General features: G+C 31.8%; 15 protein-coding genes. 9 read left to right on the top strand and 6 right to left on the bottom strand.

Features of this window, described 5'->3' with window-relative positions; genetic code table 11:
- Positions 1 to 376: 376 nt before the first annotated feature.
- Positions 377 to 1,627, bottom strand: coding sequence for an MFS transporter (locus PQG54_RS11850; RefSeq protein ID WP_271790747.1), 1,251 nt, complete (start codon positions 1,625 to 1,627; stop codon positions 377 to 379).
- 415 nt (positions 1,628 to 2,042) lie between these two features.
- On the opposite strand from PQG54_RS11850, the gene PQG54_RS11845 reads away from it, so the two are divergent.
- The 6 genes from PQG54_RS11845 to PQG54_RS11820 all read left to right on the top strand — a co-directional run bounded on the left by PQG54_RS11845 (position 2,043) and on the right by PQG54_RS11820 (position 8,357).
- Positions 2,043 to 3,215: an ROK family transcriptional regulator gene (locus tag PQG54_RS11845; protein ID WP_271790748.1), complete on the top strand. Its 1,173-nt coding sequence runs from the start codon at positions 2,043 to 2,045 to the stop codon at positions 3,213 to 3,215.
- A gap of 80 nt (positions 3,216 to 3,295) precedes the next feature.
- Positions 3,296 to 4,279, top strand: a complete 984-nt coding sequence (locus tag PQG54_RS11840) for a tagatose kinase (RefSeq protein WP_271790749.1) — start codon at positions 3,296 to 3,298, stop codon at positions 4,277 to 4,279.
- Entirely contained in the window at positions 4,279 to 5,550 is a 1,272-nt protein-coding gene (locus PQG54_RS11835) for a class II D-tagatose-bisphosphate aldolase, non-catalytic subunit (protein WP_271790750.1), read from the top strand. Before PQG54_RS11840 ends, PQG54_RS11835 begins: the two co-directional genes overlap by 1 nt.
- A gap of 36 nt (positions 5,551 to 5,586) precedes the next feature.
- Entirely contained in the window at positions 5,587 to 6,315 is a 729-nt protein-coding gene (locus PQG54_RS11830; RefSeq protein WP_271790751.1) for an SDR family oxidoreductase, read from the top strand.
- A gap of 1,091 nt (positions 6,316 to 7,406) precedes the next feature.
- The gene (parA, locus tag PQG54_RS11825) at positions 7,407 to 8,045 is read left to right on the top strand and encodes a ParA family partition ATPase (RefSeq protein ID WP_271790752.1); all 639 of its coding nucleotides are present in this window, start codon (positions 7,407 to 7,409) and stop codon (positions 8,043 to 8,045) included.
- 24 nt (positions 8,046 to 8,069) lie between these two features.
- Complete coding sequence (locus PQG54_RS11820) at positions 8,070 to 8,357, top strand: hypothetical protein (protein ID WP_271790753.1); 288 nt, start codon at positions 8,070 to 8,072, stop codon at positions 8,355 to 8,357.
- A 234-nt stretch (positions 8,358 to 8,591) separates the two neighbouring features.
- Here PQG54_RS11820 and PQG54_RS11815 read toward each other — a convergent pair whose 3' ends face one another.
- Both PQG54_RS11815 and PQG54_RS11810 read right to left on the bottom strand, forming a co-directional pair.
- Positions 8,592 to 10,028 (bottom strand): lipopolysaccharide biosynthesis protein, encoded by a 1,437-nt coding sequence (locus PQG54_RS11815; RefSeq protein ID WP_271790754.1) that lies wholly within the window; start codon positions 10,026 to 10,028, stop codon positions 8,592 to 8,594.
- Between the two features lie 20 nt (positions 10,029 to 10,048).
- Positions 10,049 to 10,873 carry a glycosyltransferase gene (locus PQG54_RS11810; RefSeq protein WP_271790755.1) on the bottom strand — a complete coding sequence of 275 codons (825 nt, stop codon included), beginning with the start codon at positions 10,871 to 10,873 and terminating at the stop codon, positions 10,049 to 10,051.
- Between the two features lie 314 nt (positions 10,874 to 11,187).
- On the opposite strand from PQG54_RS11810, the gene PQG54_RS11805 reads away from it, so the two are divergent.
- Complete coding sequence (locus PQG54_RS11805; RefSeq protein ID WP_271790756.1) at positions 11,188 to 12,105, top strand: GlxA family transcriptional regulator; 918 nt, start codon at positions 11,188 to 11,190, stop codon at positions 12,103 to 12,105.
- A gap of 13 nt (positions 12,106 to 12,118) precedes the next feature.
- Here the strand turns inward: PQG54_RS11805 and PQG54_RS11800 are convergent, their stop codons facing one another.
- Both PQG54_RS11800 and PQG54_RS11795 read right to left on the bottom strand, forming a co-directional pair.
- Positions 12,119 to 13,387 (bottom strand): hypothetical protein, encoded by a 1,269-nt coding sequence (locus tag PQG54_RS11800; protein ID WP_271790757.1) that lies wholly within the window; start codon positions 13,385 to 13,387, stop codon positions 12,119 to 12,121.
- Between the two features lie 23 nt (positions 13,388 to 13,410).
- The gene (locus tag PQG54_RS11795; RefSeq protein WP_271790758.1) at positions 13,411 to 13,968 is read right to left on the bottom strand and encodes a cysteine hydrolase family protein; all 558 of its coding nucleotides are present in this window, start codon (positions 13,966 to 13,968) and stop codon (positions 13,411 to 13,413) included.
- Positions 13,969 to 14,244: 276 nt separating this feature from the next.
- Here PQG54_RS11795 and PQG54_RS11790 point away from each other — a divergent pair, with 276 nt between their 5' ends.
- Positions 14,245 to 15,753, top strand: a complete 1,509-nt coding sequence (locus PQG54_RS11790; RefSeq protein WP_271790759.1) for a pyridoxal phosphate-dependent decarboxylase family protein — start codon at positions 14,245 to 14,247, stop codon at positions 15,751 to 15,753.
- A 17-nt stretch (positions 15,754 to 15,770) separates the two neighbouring features.
- Complete coding sequence (locus PQG54_RS11785) at positions 15,771 to 17,285, top strand: phenylacetate--CoA ligase family protein (protein ID WP_271790760.1); 1,515 nt, start codon at positions 15,771 to 15,773, stop codon at positions 17,283 to 17,285.
- 44 nt (positions 17,286 to 17,329) lie between these two features.
- On the opposite strand, the gene PQG54_RS11780 is transcribed toward PQG54_RS11785, so the two are convergent.
- Positions 17,330 to 18,001, bottom strand: a complete 672-nt coding sequence (locus PQG54_RS11780) for a replication initiation protein (RefSeq protein ID WP_271790761.1) — start codon at positions 17,999 to 18,001, stop codon at positions 17,330 to 17,332.
- Positions 18,002 to 18,224 lie beyond the last annotated feature (223 nt).

Genomic DNA, 18,224 nt, shown 5'->3' with positions numbered 1-18,224 from the left:
TATTACCCCCAAGTTCTATACCTATTACCCCCAAGTTCTATACCTATTACCCCCAAGTTCTATACCTATATAAAAGTAACCAATTGAAAAAAAAAGATAAAACAAAGTCTAAAACAAGATAAAAATATATAAAACAAGTTGTAAAAGTAAATAACTGTGGATAATTAATAAAATTAGAAATTTTATTTAAAATTTTGCTCTTAATAATCTTTAAATGAAATATTTCATTTAAACTTATTTTAATGACCTTACAAAGCTATTAAAATATATCTTAATAGCATTTTACTAATAAAATCATAAAAGCTTATATACAACAAAATATGATACATTTATGTTGATATTATAAAATAAAATTATTAAGATAACAATTTAAATATTATCTTGGTTGATCTACTTTAATAAATAAAGTCAAAATAGCAGCAAATATATACAGTCCAACATAACACCAAATTGCACCAATAATACCAAATAAAGGTACCATTATAGTTGCTATTCCTGGTCCAACGAAATTACTTAGTCCTGCTGATAAATTATATATTGATATTGCCGCTCCTTGATGATGAGGCTCCAATGCTGCAAAAACTGCAGTCATAGGAACAAAAGCAGCAACTGTAAACCCAAATAACACTGCTGGGATCATAACCATCCAATAATTGTGTCCAAATGTTATTGGAATATAATAAAATAAAAAACATGCAATTGCACCACCAATACAACCAAACCAACGTGCCTGACGTAACCAGCCAATATAATCCCCTAAAATCCCCCACATCACATTAGTAAAAATTGTTACAAACATAAAAACTGTCCAAATATTTTGCCACTCTGTTTTAGTAAATCCTAATCCATGATCAGTCACATTTTTTCCCACAAGCAACCACGGCATTACAACGGCAAATCCGAAAATAGGTGTTGTATTAATAATACGAACCAAAGCCGACATAAAAATATGTTTATTAGAAAATAAAATCGTAATAGCTCTCGATAACTCTTCTGTTTTTTTCTTAAGAGACAATTTTTCTTTTGATATGTCAGTTTTTACATTACGCAAAGCAATAAGCGAAATTAATCCACCTACAACAACCCATCCAAGAGCCATCCATAAGGTATTATACTCTCCAATAATAGGATTAATATAACCAGGTAAAAATCCCCCTAATACGCCAAAACCAATTGAATATGCCGCCCAAAACCAGCCCATTGCAGTAGAAACTTTGCTTTTATCTACATTTTGAATAATAAGAATAACAAAAGAGTATAAAAATAATGGATAACCAAAGCCACGAATGCCATAACAAATAACCATCAATGGATAACTGCCCATTCCAATTCCAAAAATCATAAAGCATACGTGCATTACTGACCACAAAATAAAACCAATAAACATTGCTTTTTGTGGAGTAATGATTTCTGCAACAACCCCAGAACACCATGCAGAAATTGCAACCATTAGTCCATATATGGTAAATACCAATCCTGATTGTGCCTCAGAAAACCCCATATCTGTGATAAATTTGGATAAAAAAGCAGCTTCAAAACCATCTCCAGCCATAAAGATAGCAATTGCAATATATCCCCAAACTAAAGAGGATGGCATAAATCCAAAGAGCAACTTTTGTGATTTCATAAAAAACCTATTGTTCGGTAAAGTTAAAAAAAAAATCTTTTCAATTAGATTACATGTAAATTATTGTTTGATTTTTATTTAGGATCATTTTTAATTATAATTTTGTTACCATTCCATTTCATTTTTTCCCCAATCCTATATTTATTAAGATAAATTATGATACTGAACTTATTTTGTATAAAATTATACAAAATAATTCCAATTTTGTATAAAATTATAAATTCATAGAGATAATATATTTAAATAAAAATAAAAATAGTAATATTTGACGGATTTATAGTAAAAATATTGTGAATTAATTTATAATTAATTTGTTGTTTTTTTTTACAAATACATCTACTTTTCAAAAGTAGACAATGATTTTGCGCTTTTGTTATGAAGTTAAAAAAGAATTTTTATATAAGTAAATAATGAAATGAACGATTTAAATTTATATTCTAATATTCATAAACATGTAAGACACAGTAATGGATTAGTTGCTCTACAGGTGTTGTATCAATTTGGTTCAACTAGTCGCGCAGAAATAGCGAGAAAAATGGGATTAAACCGTTCATCTTCTGGTTACATCATAGCTGATTTAATCCATGCCGGCTTTGTCAGAGAGGTAAGTAAAAATTACAGTCAAATAGCAGAAGGTAACCATCGTGGACGCCCTGGTGTTTTATTAGAGTTGGTTCCCCAAGCTGTCTATTTTCTGGGTATTGAGATTGGCGTTGAGTATATCACAATAATCTTAATTGATTTAACAGCATCTATTGTTGATATGAGACATAAACAATTGCCTTGTCACCAAATTGGTGTTGAAAAAGCAATCGGTGAAGCAATGGAACTGGCATCATCCATGTATAACGAAGATATTATGAGTAGACTTGGAGGTGTTGGTTTTTCTATTCCTGCTCATATGAATGAAAAGGGTTATATTTTTGATGCACCATTATTAAAGTGGATTGATGTGGATTTCTTAAAAATAGCATCGCGCAAATTACCTATGAATTTATCAGTTGCTGTTGAAAATGATGCAAATGCTTTTGCGATAGGTGCAATTTATCAATCTAATATATCGACGGGCGTTATTCTATTTTTAGTGCTGGAAAGTGGTATTGGTGGTGGTATCGTCATTGATGGCAAGCTGTTTCGAGGAGGAAATGGTCTTGCCGGAGAGATAGGGCACCTTACTGTTCAAAATCATAAAAAAGAAAATCAAAGATTAGAATCTGTTATTAGTTTAGAACAACTTTTATCTCGTTATCATACATTATCAGGACAATCTAATGTAACAATTGATCTGTTTATTCAATACGTCCAAGAGCGTGAACCTATCGCTGTAAGTTTGGCAGATGAGTGGGCTAAATATTTAGGATTAGCATTAGTACAAGCCTGCAGAGTAATTGATCCTAATAAAATTATTTTAGGGGGGTCGATGGCGAAGTTATATAGCCTGATTGCCGTGCGGGTCAATATATATATTGAATCATACCAAGAAACGCCATTTCCCATTCCAGAAATTATTTTAAATAAGAATCCTGAGTTAGGATCAGCATATGGAGCTGCATGTATATTACATCAAAGATTTATGTCATTAACGTAATTTAACACTACTTATTTTTCCTGCTTATCAGTATGCAAAGTATTTTTATAATTTGACTCATTTTATGTGGAGTATCGTTTATGTTTGTTCATCATATTTTAGCCCCTAATGCGTTAGGACCCACCATTACGATTGGTGAAATTCTAGTCGAGATCATGGCAACTGAAGTTGGGGAAGGATTTGCCCCGCCATTAACTTTTACGGGACCTTATCCCAGTGGTGCTCCAGCTATTTTTATCGATCAATGCGTAAAATTAACCAAAAATGCAGGGATTATTGGGACTGTTGGAAATGATGCTTTTGGGCAAATTAATGTAAAGCGTCTAGAAAAAGATGGCGTTGATATTTCCGCTATTTCAATTGATGATAGCTTACCAACAGGAAGTGCTTTTGTAAGATATAGAGAAGATGGTGAGCGTGATTTTGTTTTTAATATTGTTGCATCTGCTGCAGGAAAAATTGTTCGAAACAAAGAGACTGATACATTAATTTCAAAAGCTGGGCATATGCATATTATGGGCACTTTACTAGCTATTCCTGGTGCTTGGGAAATGGCTGAGTATGCAGTTAATGTTATCAAGAAAAATGGAGGAACACTTTCTTTTGATCCCAATATTAGAAAGGAATTAACAGCTGATAGTGTGTTCACGCAACGTCTTGCTTATTTGTTAAGTCAAACAGATTTGCTTCTTCCTTCAGGGGAGGAAATCTTAACGATTACAAACACGTCGAGTTTAACAGATGCAATAAAAAATATCTTTTCTCTTGGTGTAAGTGAAGTTGTTTTAAAACAAGGTAGAGAAGGTGCGACCTCTTATCATCGTAATGGTGACATTGTCTCTGAAAAAGCATTTGAAATCGAAGAAATTGATCCAACAGGCGCAGGGGATTGCTTTGGTGCAACATATGTCAGTTGCAGACGGCTTGGTATGACTTTGAATGATTCTCTTACTTTGGCAAATGCAGCAGGTGCCAGAAACGTACAATTTACTGGTCCAATGGAAGGAACAGCAACGTTAGACGAGCTTCAAACATTTATTCAAAATGTCTCAAGGAAAATATAATGAAAGTCACTCTTGAAGAACTAAAAAAATATCGAACACAAGGTAACCCAAAGGGAATTACATCTGTTTGTTCAGCCCATCCTCTAGTCTTAAAGGCGGCTTTAAGGCTTGGTCGTGACAATACAAGTAGTGTTTTGATAGAAGCTACTTGTAATCAAGTGAATCATCATGGTGGATACACAGGGATGAAACCACATGATTTTGCAACCTTAGTATTTTCCTTGGCTAAAGAAGAGAAATGTCCTGAAGATTTAATTACTCTTGGTGGCGATCATCTTGGTCCCAATCCGTGGAAGCATTTATCTGCTGATAAAGCAATGGATGAAGCTGAGAAAATGGTTGTAGCTTATATTGACGCTGGTTTTCGTAAAATTCACATTGATACCTCGATGGGATGTCAAGAGGAACCAACAGCATTGGACGATCAGGTTGTTTCACAACGTGCTGTACGTTTAATCAAAGCTGCAGAGGAAGCGGCTGCAAAAAGTGATAAAAAGAAACCACTTTATATTATTGGTACAGAAGTTCCTCCTCCAGGTGGGGCAGATCACGTGATTACATCTCTTGAGCCTACCAAAGCAGACGCTGCTGCACAGACGTTAAAAATCCATCAAGATGCTTTATGTGCAATAGGACTGGAGGAGGTTACCCATAGGCTGCTTGGATTAGTTGTTCAACCTGGCGTAGAATATGGAAACTGGGATATTATTTACTACGATCGGGAAAAGGCAAAAAAATTATCAAACTCTTTGGATACAGAATCTAACCTTGTTTTTGAAGCACACTCAACAGATTACCAAGGGGTACATTATTTATCTCAATTAGTTGAAGATGGTTACGCTATTCTAAAAGTAGGACCAGAATTAACGTTTGCAGTCAGAGAATGTTTATTTGCGCTCGATCATATTGCGAGTGAAGTTTTTTCAGATTATCCAGATCGTTATCTGCAGGAAAATATTGAACAATTAATGCTTGCTAAACCTGATTATTGGAACAGCCACTATCATGGCAGCGAGCATGAATGTTATTTATTGCGTCATTATTCTTTATCCGATCGTATTCGTTATTATTGGGCAGATCCCAAGGCGAATGAATATGTAACAACATTACTGTCAAAGATTAAAGGTGCAACTATTCCCACTCCTTTAATGATGCAATACTTACCAGGCGCAGAACATTTCTCTAAAAATAGTTTTGAACCTGAAGAAGTTATCATTTGGTACGTGCAGAAAGTTCTTAAGACCTATCACAAAGCATGCCATCTTGATTAGAATTCTTTCGTTTTATTTTTAAAAAGGATTAAAAAATTGTCTAATTCATTGCAAAACAAAGTTGCAGTTGTTACAGGTGCTGCTTCTGGTATTGGGCTTGCATCTACAGAAATTCTAGTTGCAAATGGTACAACTGTTGTCATGGTTGATCGTGATGTTGCAACGATGGAGAAAATACAAGCAAAACATAAAGATAAAATTATACCTTGCGTTACCAATTTAATCGATCCAGATAGCTGCGCAAAAATGGTTCCTAGTATTATTGAAAAAACAGGTAAAATTGATATTTTCCATGCAAATGCTGGATGTTATATTGGAGGGGATTTAGTTGATTCTGATCCTAATGATATTGATCGCTTAATTGATCTTAATGTATCTGTTGTTATGAAAAATATCCGTGATGTCTTACCACACATGATTAAACAAAAATCAGGCGATATTATTGTAACAAGCTCTATTGCAGGACATTTACCAATACATTGGGAACCTGTTTATTGTGCATCAAAATGGGCAACAAATTCTTTTGTGCAAACAATGCGCCGTCAAATTAGCAAACATGGCATTCGTATTGGCTCTGTTTCTCCTGGTCCTGTTATCAGTGCATTATTAGCTGATTGGCCAGAAGAAAATTTGAAAAAAGCAAAAGAACTTGGAAGTCTTATGGAGCCGACTGAAATTGCAGAAGCCGTATTGTTTATGTTGACACGTCCACGTCATGTGGCGATCAGAGACATTGTTATTCAACCTCTAGCACAAGAATTATAAGCTTTACTTTGAAACCAAAGTATAGGACATTTTTTCTTTCGGTTATTTTGGGAATAATTGAAAGAAAAAAATATATATAACTTTCATACTAGATATTTTCGCTCTTCTCATTAAATAAGTCTTTTTACAAACCATTTAATAATTTTTGTAACTTGTGTTCTATATAACAAGCATTCCCGCATTTAGAATGATTCTAAGGTTACCTTCAGTAAAAGAAGGCAGCCCTTTTTTAAGATAATTCAATAAATAATTCGCTTTTTCTTATATGTTATCTTTAGGTCCCTAATCCTTCTCACCGGAAGTATGTCTGAAATAGCTGTTTATACATAGTTTTTATTTCTATCATCTTTTTAGCTTCCGTAGAATACTTAAAATCGTTAAAGGTTTCAGAGTTTTTTTGTATTGTTTTGAAAATTATTTTCTAATAACTGGATACTTTTATGTTTTTTACTCTCAGAAATGTAATTAAAGTTGTTTTTTAGCTATGAAGTAACAGCTATTGGATTATATATGACGATTCTCGGATTTTTTTCAATTCTTACTAAGTTAACTCTTTATGGTTCGTGATTTTGATAAATTTAGGAAATTTTTGATATAGTGTTAATAACTTATTAAAGATAAAACTATGTTAATTACAGCATGCGCTTCAGGATCAACAAATAGATATTTAAAACGTTTAGTTAATAAAATACTATAACGGGATAAAACACTTCTTCATATGCCAGATTATACTTTATTATTTAAGAATAATATTATTTTTGCTAAACGTAATTTTGAAAAATTTTCAAATATAACCACGAATATTTTAATTATATTAGATCCAGAAATATATCATGATGCTAAACTAGTCGCTCTGTAATATGCTCTTAAGAAAGAATGGCGACATCGAATGTCTGTAGGGGGCATAGATGCATCAAGACACCTAGTAAAGTGTTTGTTGGATTTTGCTGTAAATGGTTTGAAAGACACAATTGGTTTTAAATTAATTTTTTACTTTAATAATTACTTTTCAATACTCTAAAAATAAATAATATAAATGTTGAAAACATCAAATGTGGGTATGAACATTTAAGTTAATGTGGTAATTTATAATGATTATTTCTTTTATTAACCAAAAAGGTGGTGTTGGAAAAACAACACTCTCCATTAATGTCGCTGCTTATTTTGCTAAGCAAGGGCATAAAGTGCTTTTGATTGACGCGGATAAACAAGGATCGACATCAACTTGGGTAGGCTTACGAGAAAATACCTCTTTTCAAGTGGTAAGTTTAGCACGAGCAAATATGGCACGTGATGCTATAAAAATGTCTATGGATTATACGTATACTATAATAGATGGTCCACCTCATGCTGAAGAGATTGCTCGGTCTTGTATTGTAGCAGCTGACTTTGTCGTTTTACCTATTGAACCATCAGGCCTCTCAACTTGGGCTTCTGATTTGACTGTTCGTCAGATCATGGAAGCTAGAGATTTTAAACAATCCCTCAAATGTGGTTTTGTGGTTTCCCGCAAAATAGGGAAAACTGTTATTGGTCGCGATATAAGAGATATGGCAGCATCTGCGCAAATTCCTGTTTTAAATACAGAAATTGAACAACGTGTTGCTTTTGCCGAAAGTATAACTATGGGAAAAACAATTTTTGAGTGGGCGCCTAATGGAGCGGCTGCAAGAGAAATTAAACGTTTAGCAATAGAAATAGAGCAATACCAAGATTTAACAAAAAATTAATAGTAATTTATTAGGAATTGATTTATGTCAAAGAAAACCTTTTCATTAGCCCCTAAACCGAAATTGCCGACAAATGATCAAATCATAGCATTTGAACAGGGTGGGTCTGGACATGACGCAAAAAAGGTAATTTCTAGAGAAATAACGAAGCGCCTAAGTCTTGATATTCCTCTTAGTGTTCATACGCGCTTTAAAACTGCCTGTAGTGCTACCGGAACAAAAATGGTTTCTGAATTACAAATTTTTATCGAAAAACGGACGCAAGAGCTTGAACAACAAGCAGGTATAATAAGAGAACAAAATGCCCCTTAGCCTATTTAAATCATTTAAGTTTCTCTATTTCTGGGTTCAATCTAATTGTTGTTGGCATGTATTTAACTGATAGCTACAGTAAAGTGGATATGTGTATTCATCTACTATTTTATAAGCATAAAAGTATGATTAAATATTAGATAATTTCGGTAACTCATACAACATATAAAATTTCCTAAAAGTCACATTGATATATAGTTTATGGACAAGATACGTTATTTTATTTAATGGAGGTTAATTACCTAAAGCAAGCATAATTTTATTTTTAACTATGTAATACACATTGGGGTTTATTAGGAGCAACAATGAAGTATATGTTACAAAACTAAGTAAAATTTTAATAATAAAAATTTCTATTAATGATATGTTAAAATACACAAAATATAATCCTATCAATTTGATAAGAAAGAACATTAAAGCGGCACATAACATGGGTTTATATATACACAACATAAAATCAGAAAAACGTCCTCCCAATAGTCTCACGGCTAACATTGTATTTGGAAAGAACATAATTACATTTGCTAGTAAATATAATTTAACGAGTACTTCGATGTTATAGAAGCCTCCAATAATAAATGAACCGACTTGAAGAACTGAATTAAAAATTGAAATATATAATAATAAATCTGTTTTTCCTTTTGACATAAAAACAGCACCGGTTGTACTGACGATTGCCTGTAAAATACCTACAACTGATAACCAAACTAATAATTTGGGTAAAAGCAACCATTGAGAACCAAAAACCAAAAGTGTAAATTCATGACTGACTGTCGATAAGCATAACATAACTGGCGGAACTATCATTGCAATCGCTTTAATAGATTTAAGATAGACCTCAACAGCTTCATTGGATGACGTTTGTAGTCGGCTTAAAATTGGATATAAAGATCTTGTTAGTATGGATCTCATATTTTGTACAGGAAACAGCATTACTCTATATGCTAAGGAATATTCCCCCAATATTGATGCTGTGAAAAACTTACCTATAATCATTTCATCACTATTTCTAGAGAAATAATTTACAAAATTAAATAAAACTAAATTCGAACTAAATTTAAAAATGGATTTAATTTTATCTATGTCAAATATAAATTTGACCTTCCATCCTGAAAAAAAACAGAAAGAAATAGAAGTAAGCAACGAAAAAGACAGTGTTTGAAAAACAAGACTATATACACCATAATCATGAGTTGCAAAATATATTCCCATTGTTAATGCACATATTGAAGATATTACTTCTGTAAGGGCAATCGTTCTAAATTTTGATTTTCTTTCTAAAAGAGCCAAATGTACGGATGTGATGCTATTCAGTATAAAAGTGATACTTATTAACTTGATAGTATATTGTAATAGTTCAAGTTGAAAGAAATGAGAAATATAGTAAGATAAAAAATAAAAAATTATTGCTAGAGAAAAACCCATTATTGTATTTAAAATAAAAACTGAGCTGATTAACGTATCGTCAATTTCTTCTTTTTGAATAATTGCTGCTGAAGACCCCATATCTCTTAAGATATTGACGAAGCTGACTACAATCATAGTGAGGGACATTACACCAATATCTTTTGGTGTTAGATATCTTGCAAAAATAACCAATCCTAATAATTGGCAAGCTACTTTAACTACTTGTGAAAGTGTAAGCCATTTTACATTATGGAGTAAATTCATATAAATCCAACAATTAAAAGTTATTTATTTTTAAAATAATGTGATATTTTTTTTATTGATATATCATTATTTGTCCTCTGCAAACCAAAGTAAGATAAAAATATTTGCACAGGTTTATTGATAAATATGAAGATAAAATTTGTGTGGTTGGTTTGATATGTGTTTGATAAATTAAGAGCATTATTTTTATGATCTATTTCATCAACATAAATTAAAGCTTTAGGGCACGCCTCCACTATTGTGCCAGATAATTCTAATATTTTACTGATCCATATATCATCTGTCTTAGGTGAGAGTAAAATGTATTCATTATTATTTAGCAATGATTCATTAACCATGTTCTTAGTTAAAACACAACCACCAACACCCGTAATGATATAATCACGACTAAATTGAATAGGTTTTTTACAGATTCTATATCGACTATATGATTGCAACTGCCCAAAAATATTTCTTTTAACTACCCTAATCCTTGAAGCTATCGCTAATTGAGATCTATTTTTGTAAAAGGCGTCCAGTAATGTTTCCAGCCACATATCACCATAAATAACATCATCATCTGCATAAACAAGTATATCAGAATGATTTGAGGTTTTAATAGCATTTAATATTTTTCTGTATGGGCCAGTATTTTCTACAAATTTAACTTCTATTATATTCGATATGCTATTCAGCTCATCGACCCAATGAGGTATAACTTTTATACCTTCATCTGATAAATATGCTTCTTGTGATATCCATAAGAAAATTTTATCTGGTTTTTTGGTTTGATGAATCAATGACCATATCGTTGCACTACAAAGACCTAATCTTGATGAGGTTGTAGTTAAATTTACTGAAATCATAGATGACTTTTCTTATATTCTTAAAAATTTTTGAATTTCATTTAAATAGGATATTATAAATGATAATGATTGATCCTTTGCAGCTCATTGCCTATTGAATTTCATATTTTTCAAAGCTAAAGAATGACCCCATATCCATTTATTATTTTTAACAGTATGAAATGAATGACGGCAAGCATTTTATGAAAATTTTTTATTATATAAAATATTTATAAATTTTTATCATAGAAAAGAATGGCAACAAGATTAAAATTAATGTTCGATTTTTAATATTGAATTGTTGGTTAATAATATTGGAGTAAAAACACTCAATTATGGTTGTTATATGGATCATTGCATATGAATCAGCTCAAAAATCTGCTGTTTACGGTCTTTGTGACTTATTTTCTATGGCAGAGTATGCTTGTAATTCACAACAAAAAATAAAGGTCGAAATTATATTAGAAGATAATATTAATGATATTTACAAACAATCTCCAAATATTATTATTTTGCCTCCTAGTTTAAACAAATCTCCCAATAAGTGTAATCATCAGCAGCTTGTTAAGTTTTTACGTTATTATCATCTCCAAGGTTGTATTTTAGCCTCTATTTGTGCTGGAACATTTATCTTAGCAAAAACAAATTTACTTGATGATAGAGAAGCAACAACACATTGGGCGTACGCCGAAATTTTTAAAAGAGCTTTTCCTAAAGTTATTCTTAAAGAGGATCAAATTTTAATTGATAATAATGATGTGATTACCGCAGGAGGAATGATGGCGTGGATTGATTTAGGGTTAAGAGTTGTTGAACGATTTTTAGATCGTAATATTATGTTAAAAACAACACAATTTATGTTAATTGATCCTCCAAGAAAATTACAAAGCCCATATATCAATTTTATACCTAAGTATAATCATGGCGATCAAGAAATCGTCAAAGCACAACGTTGGCTGTTAAATACAAATTTACGCAAAGTTACTGTAAAGGATTTAGTTAATCAATCAGGATTAGAGGAAAGAACTTTCTTAAGACGTTTTAAAAAAGCAATAAATTTGACCCCGAAAACCTATTTACAACATTTTAGAATAGAGCGTGCCCGTACCATTCTTGCGACAACTAATGTATCTATTGAACAAGTCTCTTGGGAGATTGGATATGCTGATACCAGCTCTTTTCGTAAGAATTTTACAAAAATAACCCATATCACCCCAAGAGAATATCGTAAAAAATATGGTATTACAACTTAATGATATTTATTTATTAAGCTATAAGAGAAGTGTGAGACATAACAATTGAATGAAGAATCCGGTTTGCATTTTCAACAAATAGTTTACTTTGTTCTTTACTAAGAATTAGTTCAGAAAAAACGGCAGTAATAATCAATGTTTCTAAATGAAAAGAAAAATGAAAAGTAAAAAGTAGGCTTCCTGAGGTTCTGTTCGCGATTGACCGATAAGCTAAAATATGAATACCAGGTTGTGTTAATAAACTGTTTGTTTTGCCACCATTGGTGAACCCTAATCCTTCACATCCATTAATGGCATTTTGGCGATTTATATGTTGGGGTTGACTATTTGCAGGAACAAAGCTTTGTTTTTCAGTGTCTTGTAAAGTGGTGCTTTTAATATTATGCATTTCTTGTTCAAAAAACTGCGCAGCTGTTGGAATATCAGATGCCTTAATATTAATATCTGCAATATCTAATATGCATCCAATCTCTGTTAGTTTTCTGTTTAATTTTCGTAAAGAAACAGCGCTATAAGTATTTATATGATGAATACGTAAATGCTCCATCACAGCAAGTGACATAATTGCTGTAAGTAATGAATTTAAAGAAACTTTGATCTTCTTGGCATAATGATCAAGCACTTTTAGTTCATTACGATTTAAAATCCAACTTTGTAAATTTGTTGCTGCCAAAGGGGTTGGATTATTTATTTTATATAGGGCATTATGCAAAGGTAAGATATCGGAGGAGTTGGAGAAATGCTGCTCTACGTCAGGCTGAAAATGATGAGATGAAATACAAGGATGCCATAAAGGTAAATGATCAATAGAGGATTGTGTTTTAGCCAGATTAATAAAATTTAGAATATGTGACAAAGTTTTTTTTGCTGAATATGTATCCGTTATTGCATGATGTTGTGTTAAGATTAGCAAACACCCAACATTTTTTTGTAAATAGATGATCCGTAAACGAGTTAAATGATTTGAATAGTCTAAGATATCATTTACTTCTTTTTTTAAAATAATATCAAAATCGGGTAAATGAGAATGCATCCTGAATGTCTCAAAACAAGGATTGTGGCAATCGTTATTACGCTTGACATACCATTTATTCTCATTAACAATTAATTTCGATAAGAGAATTGGATGATTAAGGCAATATTGCGTAAAAATTTGCTTACATTCAGTTTCATTAATTTTTTGATCAATGTGAACCAAGGTAACAACTTGTGATGAACCCATAAAACCAGCATGAGCATTAGCCATGCCTGTCTCTATAGTATTTAATTGACGTGAATACATAATAAGAGTAATCCAGAGAAATATTATTTTTGTAATTGAGAAATGATTTCTTTGGTATCAATAACTGTCGCATAACCTAAAGATAATGCATTCATAAAGACTGCATGAACTTCTTTGGCGGATATATTCATGTTATCAAATTGTGAATTTTGAGCCGCAATAGCATCATGAATAACGGTAATATCATATCCAAGGTCACTTCCAGCACGAACCGTTGCATCAACACACATTTGAGCCATTGCACCAATGACAATAATATTTTTACATTGATGCTGATCCAAGATGCTTTTTACATTCGTTTCTTTAAAAGAATTAGGATAATTTTTCACAACAATATGTTCATTATCAAGCGGTTTTACGATTTCATTAATTTCAGATCCCTCAGAAGCATGTGCGAAAAAGGGAGCTTCTGGTGAATGCCATTCATGTTTGATATGAATTACCGGTAATGAATTTTCTCTAGCAGTTTCTAAAATTTTTTTACTTTGTTCAGAAACACTTTCGATATTTGGTAGTGGGAATTTCCCATTTGGAAAATAGTCATTCTGTAAATCAATAATCATTAATACAGAGTTTTTCATCTTAGATGTCCTTTTTAATTTGCAACAAAATTATATTATAAATTATTGATAGGATTTAAGAGTGGTAAAAGTGACAAATATAATTGTATTTCAGACATAATTAATTTGTTTTTTAGTCATTAATAAAATAAAATATTGTAACGATTGGTTAAAGAATGTATAATCGAAAAATTATTATATTTTCTTTTTTTGACTGTTATTTGTCATTTTATTCTATGTAAAAATCTGTAAAAGCTACCTAAGGTTGGTGTAACGAAACTAATTTATGGTAGCAAAATGAAAAATGTACTTTTTAATCTACGAGAAAATCAATTATCAAATTCTTTAAATCATTCTGTTTTATATAATGCATTTGATCCTTTAATGATTTCTGATTATTTAAAGCAAATTAATCAGAAGGTTACTTATTTATTAGAAGATAAGAGTAAAAAAGGTATCGACTTAATACAACCATCTAATTTGCTTAATATTGTTAAACAATTAGTAAATCATGACTTTAAACACAAAACTGTATTAGAGCGGTTTAGTAGCATTATAGACTTGCATATAAGTACGGGTATTAGGGTTAATTCAACGGGGTATATGGCTCGACAATTTTCATCCGTAGTTCCTGTTGCAGCAATGTATGATACGATTTCCTCTATGTGTCCTCAGCCAGCTTCCTTTTATGAATGCGGGCCTTTGCCAAACGTTGTTGACAAGATTATGGCTGAAGAATTTAGTCATTTCCTTGGATGGGAAAACGAAAATTTTGATATGATTTCCACTTCAGGGGCCAGCCTTGCTAACCTTACGGCGGTAACAGCTGCACGAAACCTTAAATTTCCTGATATATTACAACACGGTAATTTAGCACAAAATGGTTATAAGCCAGCTATTGCAATTGGTAATGATGCCCATTTTTCTGTTAGTCGTATTGCTGGGATCTTAGGAATAGGTCAAGAAAATGTTATCTTATTGCCAGTTAATGAACAACGACAGATTTGTATAAAAGAAGCTAAAATAGAACTTGAAAACGCACAAAAAAGAGGGCTACGTGTTTTTTGTATCGTGGCTTCTGCAGGCTCAACGAGTGTTGGTGCTATTGACCCTTTGAAAGAACTGTCTGAGTTAGCTCATCAATATAATGCATGGTTCCATGTTGACGCCGCACATGATGGCGCTTTTTTAGTATCAGATCAGTTGAGGGGAAAAGTAAAAGATTTATCATATGCAGATTCTTTTTGTCTAGATGCACATAAAACATTGTTTGTACCAGCGGCCTGCACTTTGCTTTTTTACAAAAATGCTGATTACGCACATTTATCTTTTCCATCTCATGCAAGTTATGTTGCTGAAGAGGATGAGATAAGTTGCTTTGAAAGCGGAACGAAAAATTTTGAATGCACTAAACGACCATCTATTTTAAATCTATGGGTAGTATGGGCATTATATGGCAGAGAATTATTTGAAGAAAAATTAAATTATCTGGTAGAGCTGACCGTCCAAGCCTACCATTATATTCGATCGTTGAATGATTTTGAAGTATTACATGTTCCAGAGTCAAATATCCTATGCTTTCGATACACGCCAGCAGGCGTTCCCGATCAACAGTTGAATCGATTACAACTGAATATTAGGGATGCTCTACGTGAGGGTGGACAACATTTTATTTCAAAAGTTGATTTAGATAATGTAACAGCACTTCGACTTGTCATGATGAACCACGAAATTACAATAAGTGACGTAATGGATTTAATTTCTGCTATTCGTAAGACAACAAAAAACATTTCAATAGTAAAATAAATTTCGAATAAGAGCTAATGATGACTATAAATTCTATTAATAATCTATTAAAAACTACTATTCCTGACCATTTAATGTCCCCTAAAAATATTGAAGATGTTTTAAAGTTACCAACATTTTTATCGTCTATTCATTCTTTGCAAGAGTTAACAGGTAAAGATTTTGACTCTGTTGATATTTCTTTACAAGAATCACTCGTTTTACGTCGTTTAACACAACTGGTAGAAATTTGTCGAATTAATCCTGTGTGGAAAGAGCGTATTAACAATCGCATTGGTTACGATAAAGTAACAACATATGAAACATTTATGTCTATTCCGATAACAGATAAAGAGGTGTTTACCGATTTATTTACTGATCAACGAGTTGGTATGGTTGTTCCTATTGAAAAAGGTGGGTTTCAAATCGCTAGCAGTGGTGGCACCACCTCTGGTCGAGCCTCTGAAATCGTTTATTCAAGAAAAGAATTACTTGATACCTATAAAAGAGCGGGGGATTTTATAGGCAAACATATTGTATCGCGCTATATGGATTTAAAACAAGCTTGTTGGATTGGAACCACTTTGGCTGATAGTCAATTATGGAGTAGCGGTACCATGGTAGGTGGGTTATTACAGGAAATTCCTAATACAAATTATTTAGGAATTGGTGCTATGTCTTGTGATACCTATCAACGAATTATGAATAATCCTGGTCAAAAAGCTTTTATGGGGATCGTTAGTGATATCACTTCATTGGTACCTTATGCTCAATCTTTGACAATACAGCAAAAGCAAGAGTTGAGGTTGGCTTTATATGGAAGTGGATTATTGCCTCGAAAAGTTAAAGAAGATTTAAAACAGCTCTATCCTAATTTATTGATATTAAGTTTTTTTGCAGCTACACAAGCTGAAACAATCGGTCTTCAACTAGACGAAAATAGTAATATTTTAACAGCAGTTCCTGGGCTTCATTTAATTGAAATTGTGGATGATAATGGTCGTTGGGTAAAAGAAGGGGAAGAAGGTGATTTAGTAATTACAAGATTATTCGCAAATGAAGCTCCAATTTTAAGATATAAATTAGGAGATCGTGTTATTAGAAGGGCAAATCTAAAAACAAACACATTAAATTCTATGCAATTTGAATATGTCGGGCGAAGTGACGATTTTATTATAATTGCAAATATTAAATTTTATATTCCCCACGCATTGCCTATTATTGTTCGAAATTTAAAGAATGCTAATATTATAGATCTATATAGACAAGCCGATATGTATCAATTTCAAATTAATGAAAACAAGAATGATGTACATTTAATTATCGCGACAACAGATGCTGAATTTTACATTTCTGCTTGTAGAGACAAGAAAGATGAAATTGCTAAAGCCATATTGAGTGGTTTTCTTGAATCTGTACCCAACAATGATAAAAAATGTTTCATTAACAATAATTGTCATTGTAGAATATCATATGTAGATTTAGATTCTCCCTTATTTCATATTACAACGGTTGGTAAAATTCCCTTAATTTATAAACTAACTGAAAGTTAAAAGATAATTATTTTATAGTATAATAACTTGCTATTATTATAGTGTTATACCTTTTCCTTGAAATTGAACTTTAAAGCTTTTACATTACGCCCTTCTTTAATAGTTTTAAGTGTTATGATTAAGTTACTTTTATCGTTTAATTCTTTTAAAGAAGGTTTTATAATCCACTGATTTAATGCTTTAAAAGTAGCATACTTATCTTCTACTTCTAACATGGAACGTAATTTTTGAATTGTAATGGTTCTTGACCCAATTAATTTAAATTGCATTAAAATTTCATATATTCTGATACTGTAGTTACTTTTTAAGGATGCAATATTTCTAATAATGATACTGGTAAATTGACCCTTTAATTGAGTTAAATAAGGCATAATTGAATCAGAAAAAACTATTTCTACTTTACCTTTCTTATCAAAGTACTTGGCTTCTTCTTGTATCCATCTGATTTTTCTTTTTTCTTCCTTTGTAGAGATATGTATCCATCTTTCCGCTAATTTATCAATAGCTTCTTGCAATCTTTCCTCAGCATGTTTTTCGCCCATATTCGGAAAAGCATTGAGAAATTCTTGTGATGTAATTTGAAAAATTTTGTTTATTTTTATTTCTTGGGGGTTAAGCTTAGCAATACATATCAGCAAAATACGTTGTTCTTGAAGGGTAAGTTTATAGCTGGCTTCAATTAAAACATTTGCTTTATAAACAATTAAATCCTTCATAATAATCCTCATATTATAAGTATAGGTTATCCTATTAATCTATACTTATAAAAAAATAAAGATTAAATTCTCTAAATTTTACTATGTGAATATTACCCCCAAGTTCTATACCTATTACCCCCAAGTTCTATACCTATTACCCCCAAGTTCTATACCTATTACCCCCAAGTTCTATACCTATATAAAAGTAACCAATTGAAAAAAAAAGATAAAACAAAGTCTA

Origin of the sequence: Commensalibacter communis (assembly GCF_947179015.1) — a bacterium.
Classification (GTDB): Bacteria; Pseudomonadota; Alphaproteobacteria; order Acetobacterales; family Acetobacteraceae; genus Commensalibacter; species Commensalibacter communis.
Note: the sequence above shows the minus strand (reverse complement) of the source record. Positions and strands in the feature narration are given on the sequence as shown.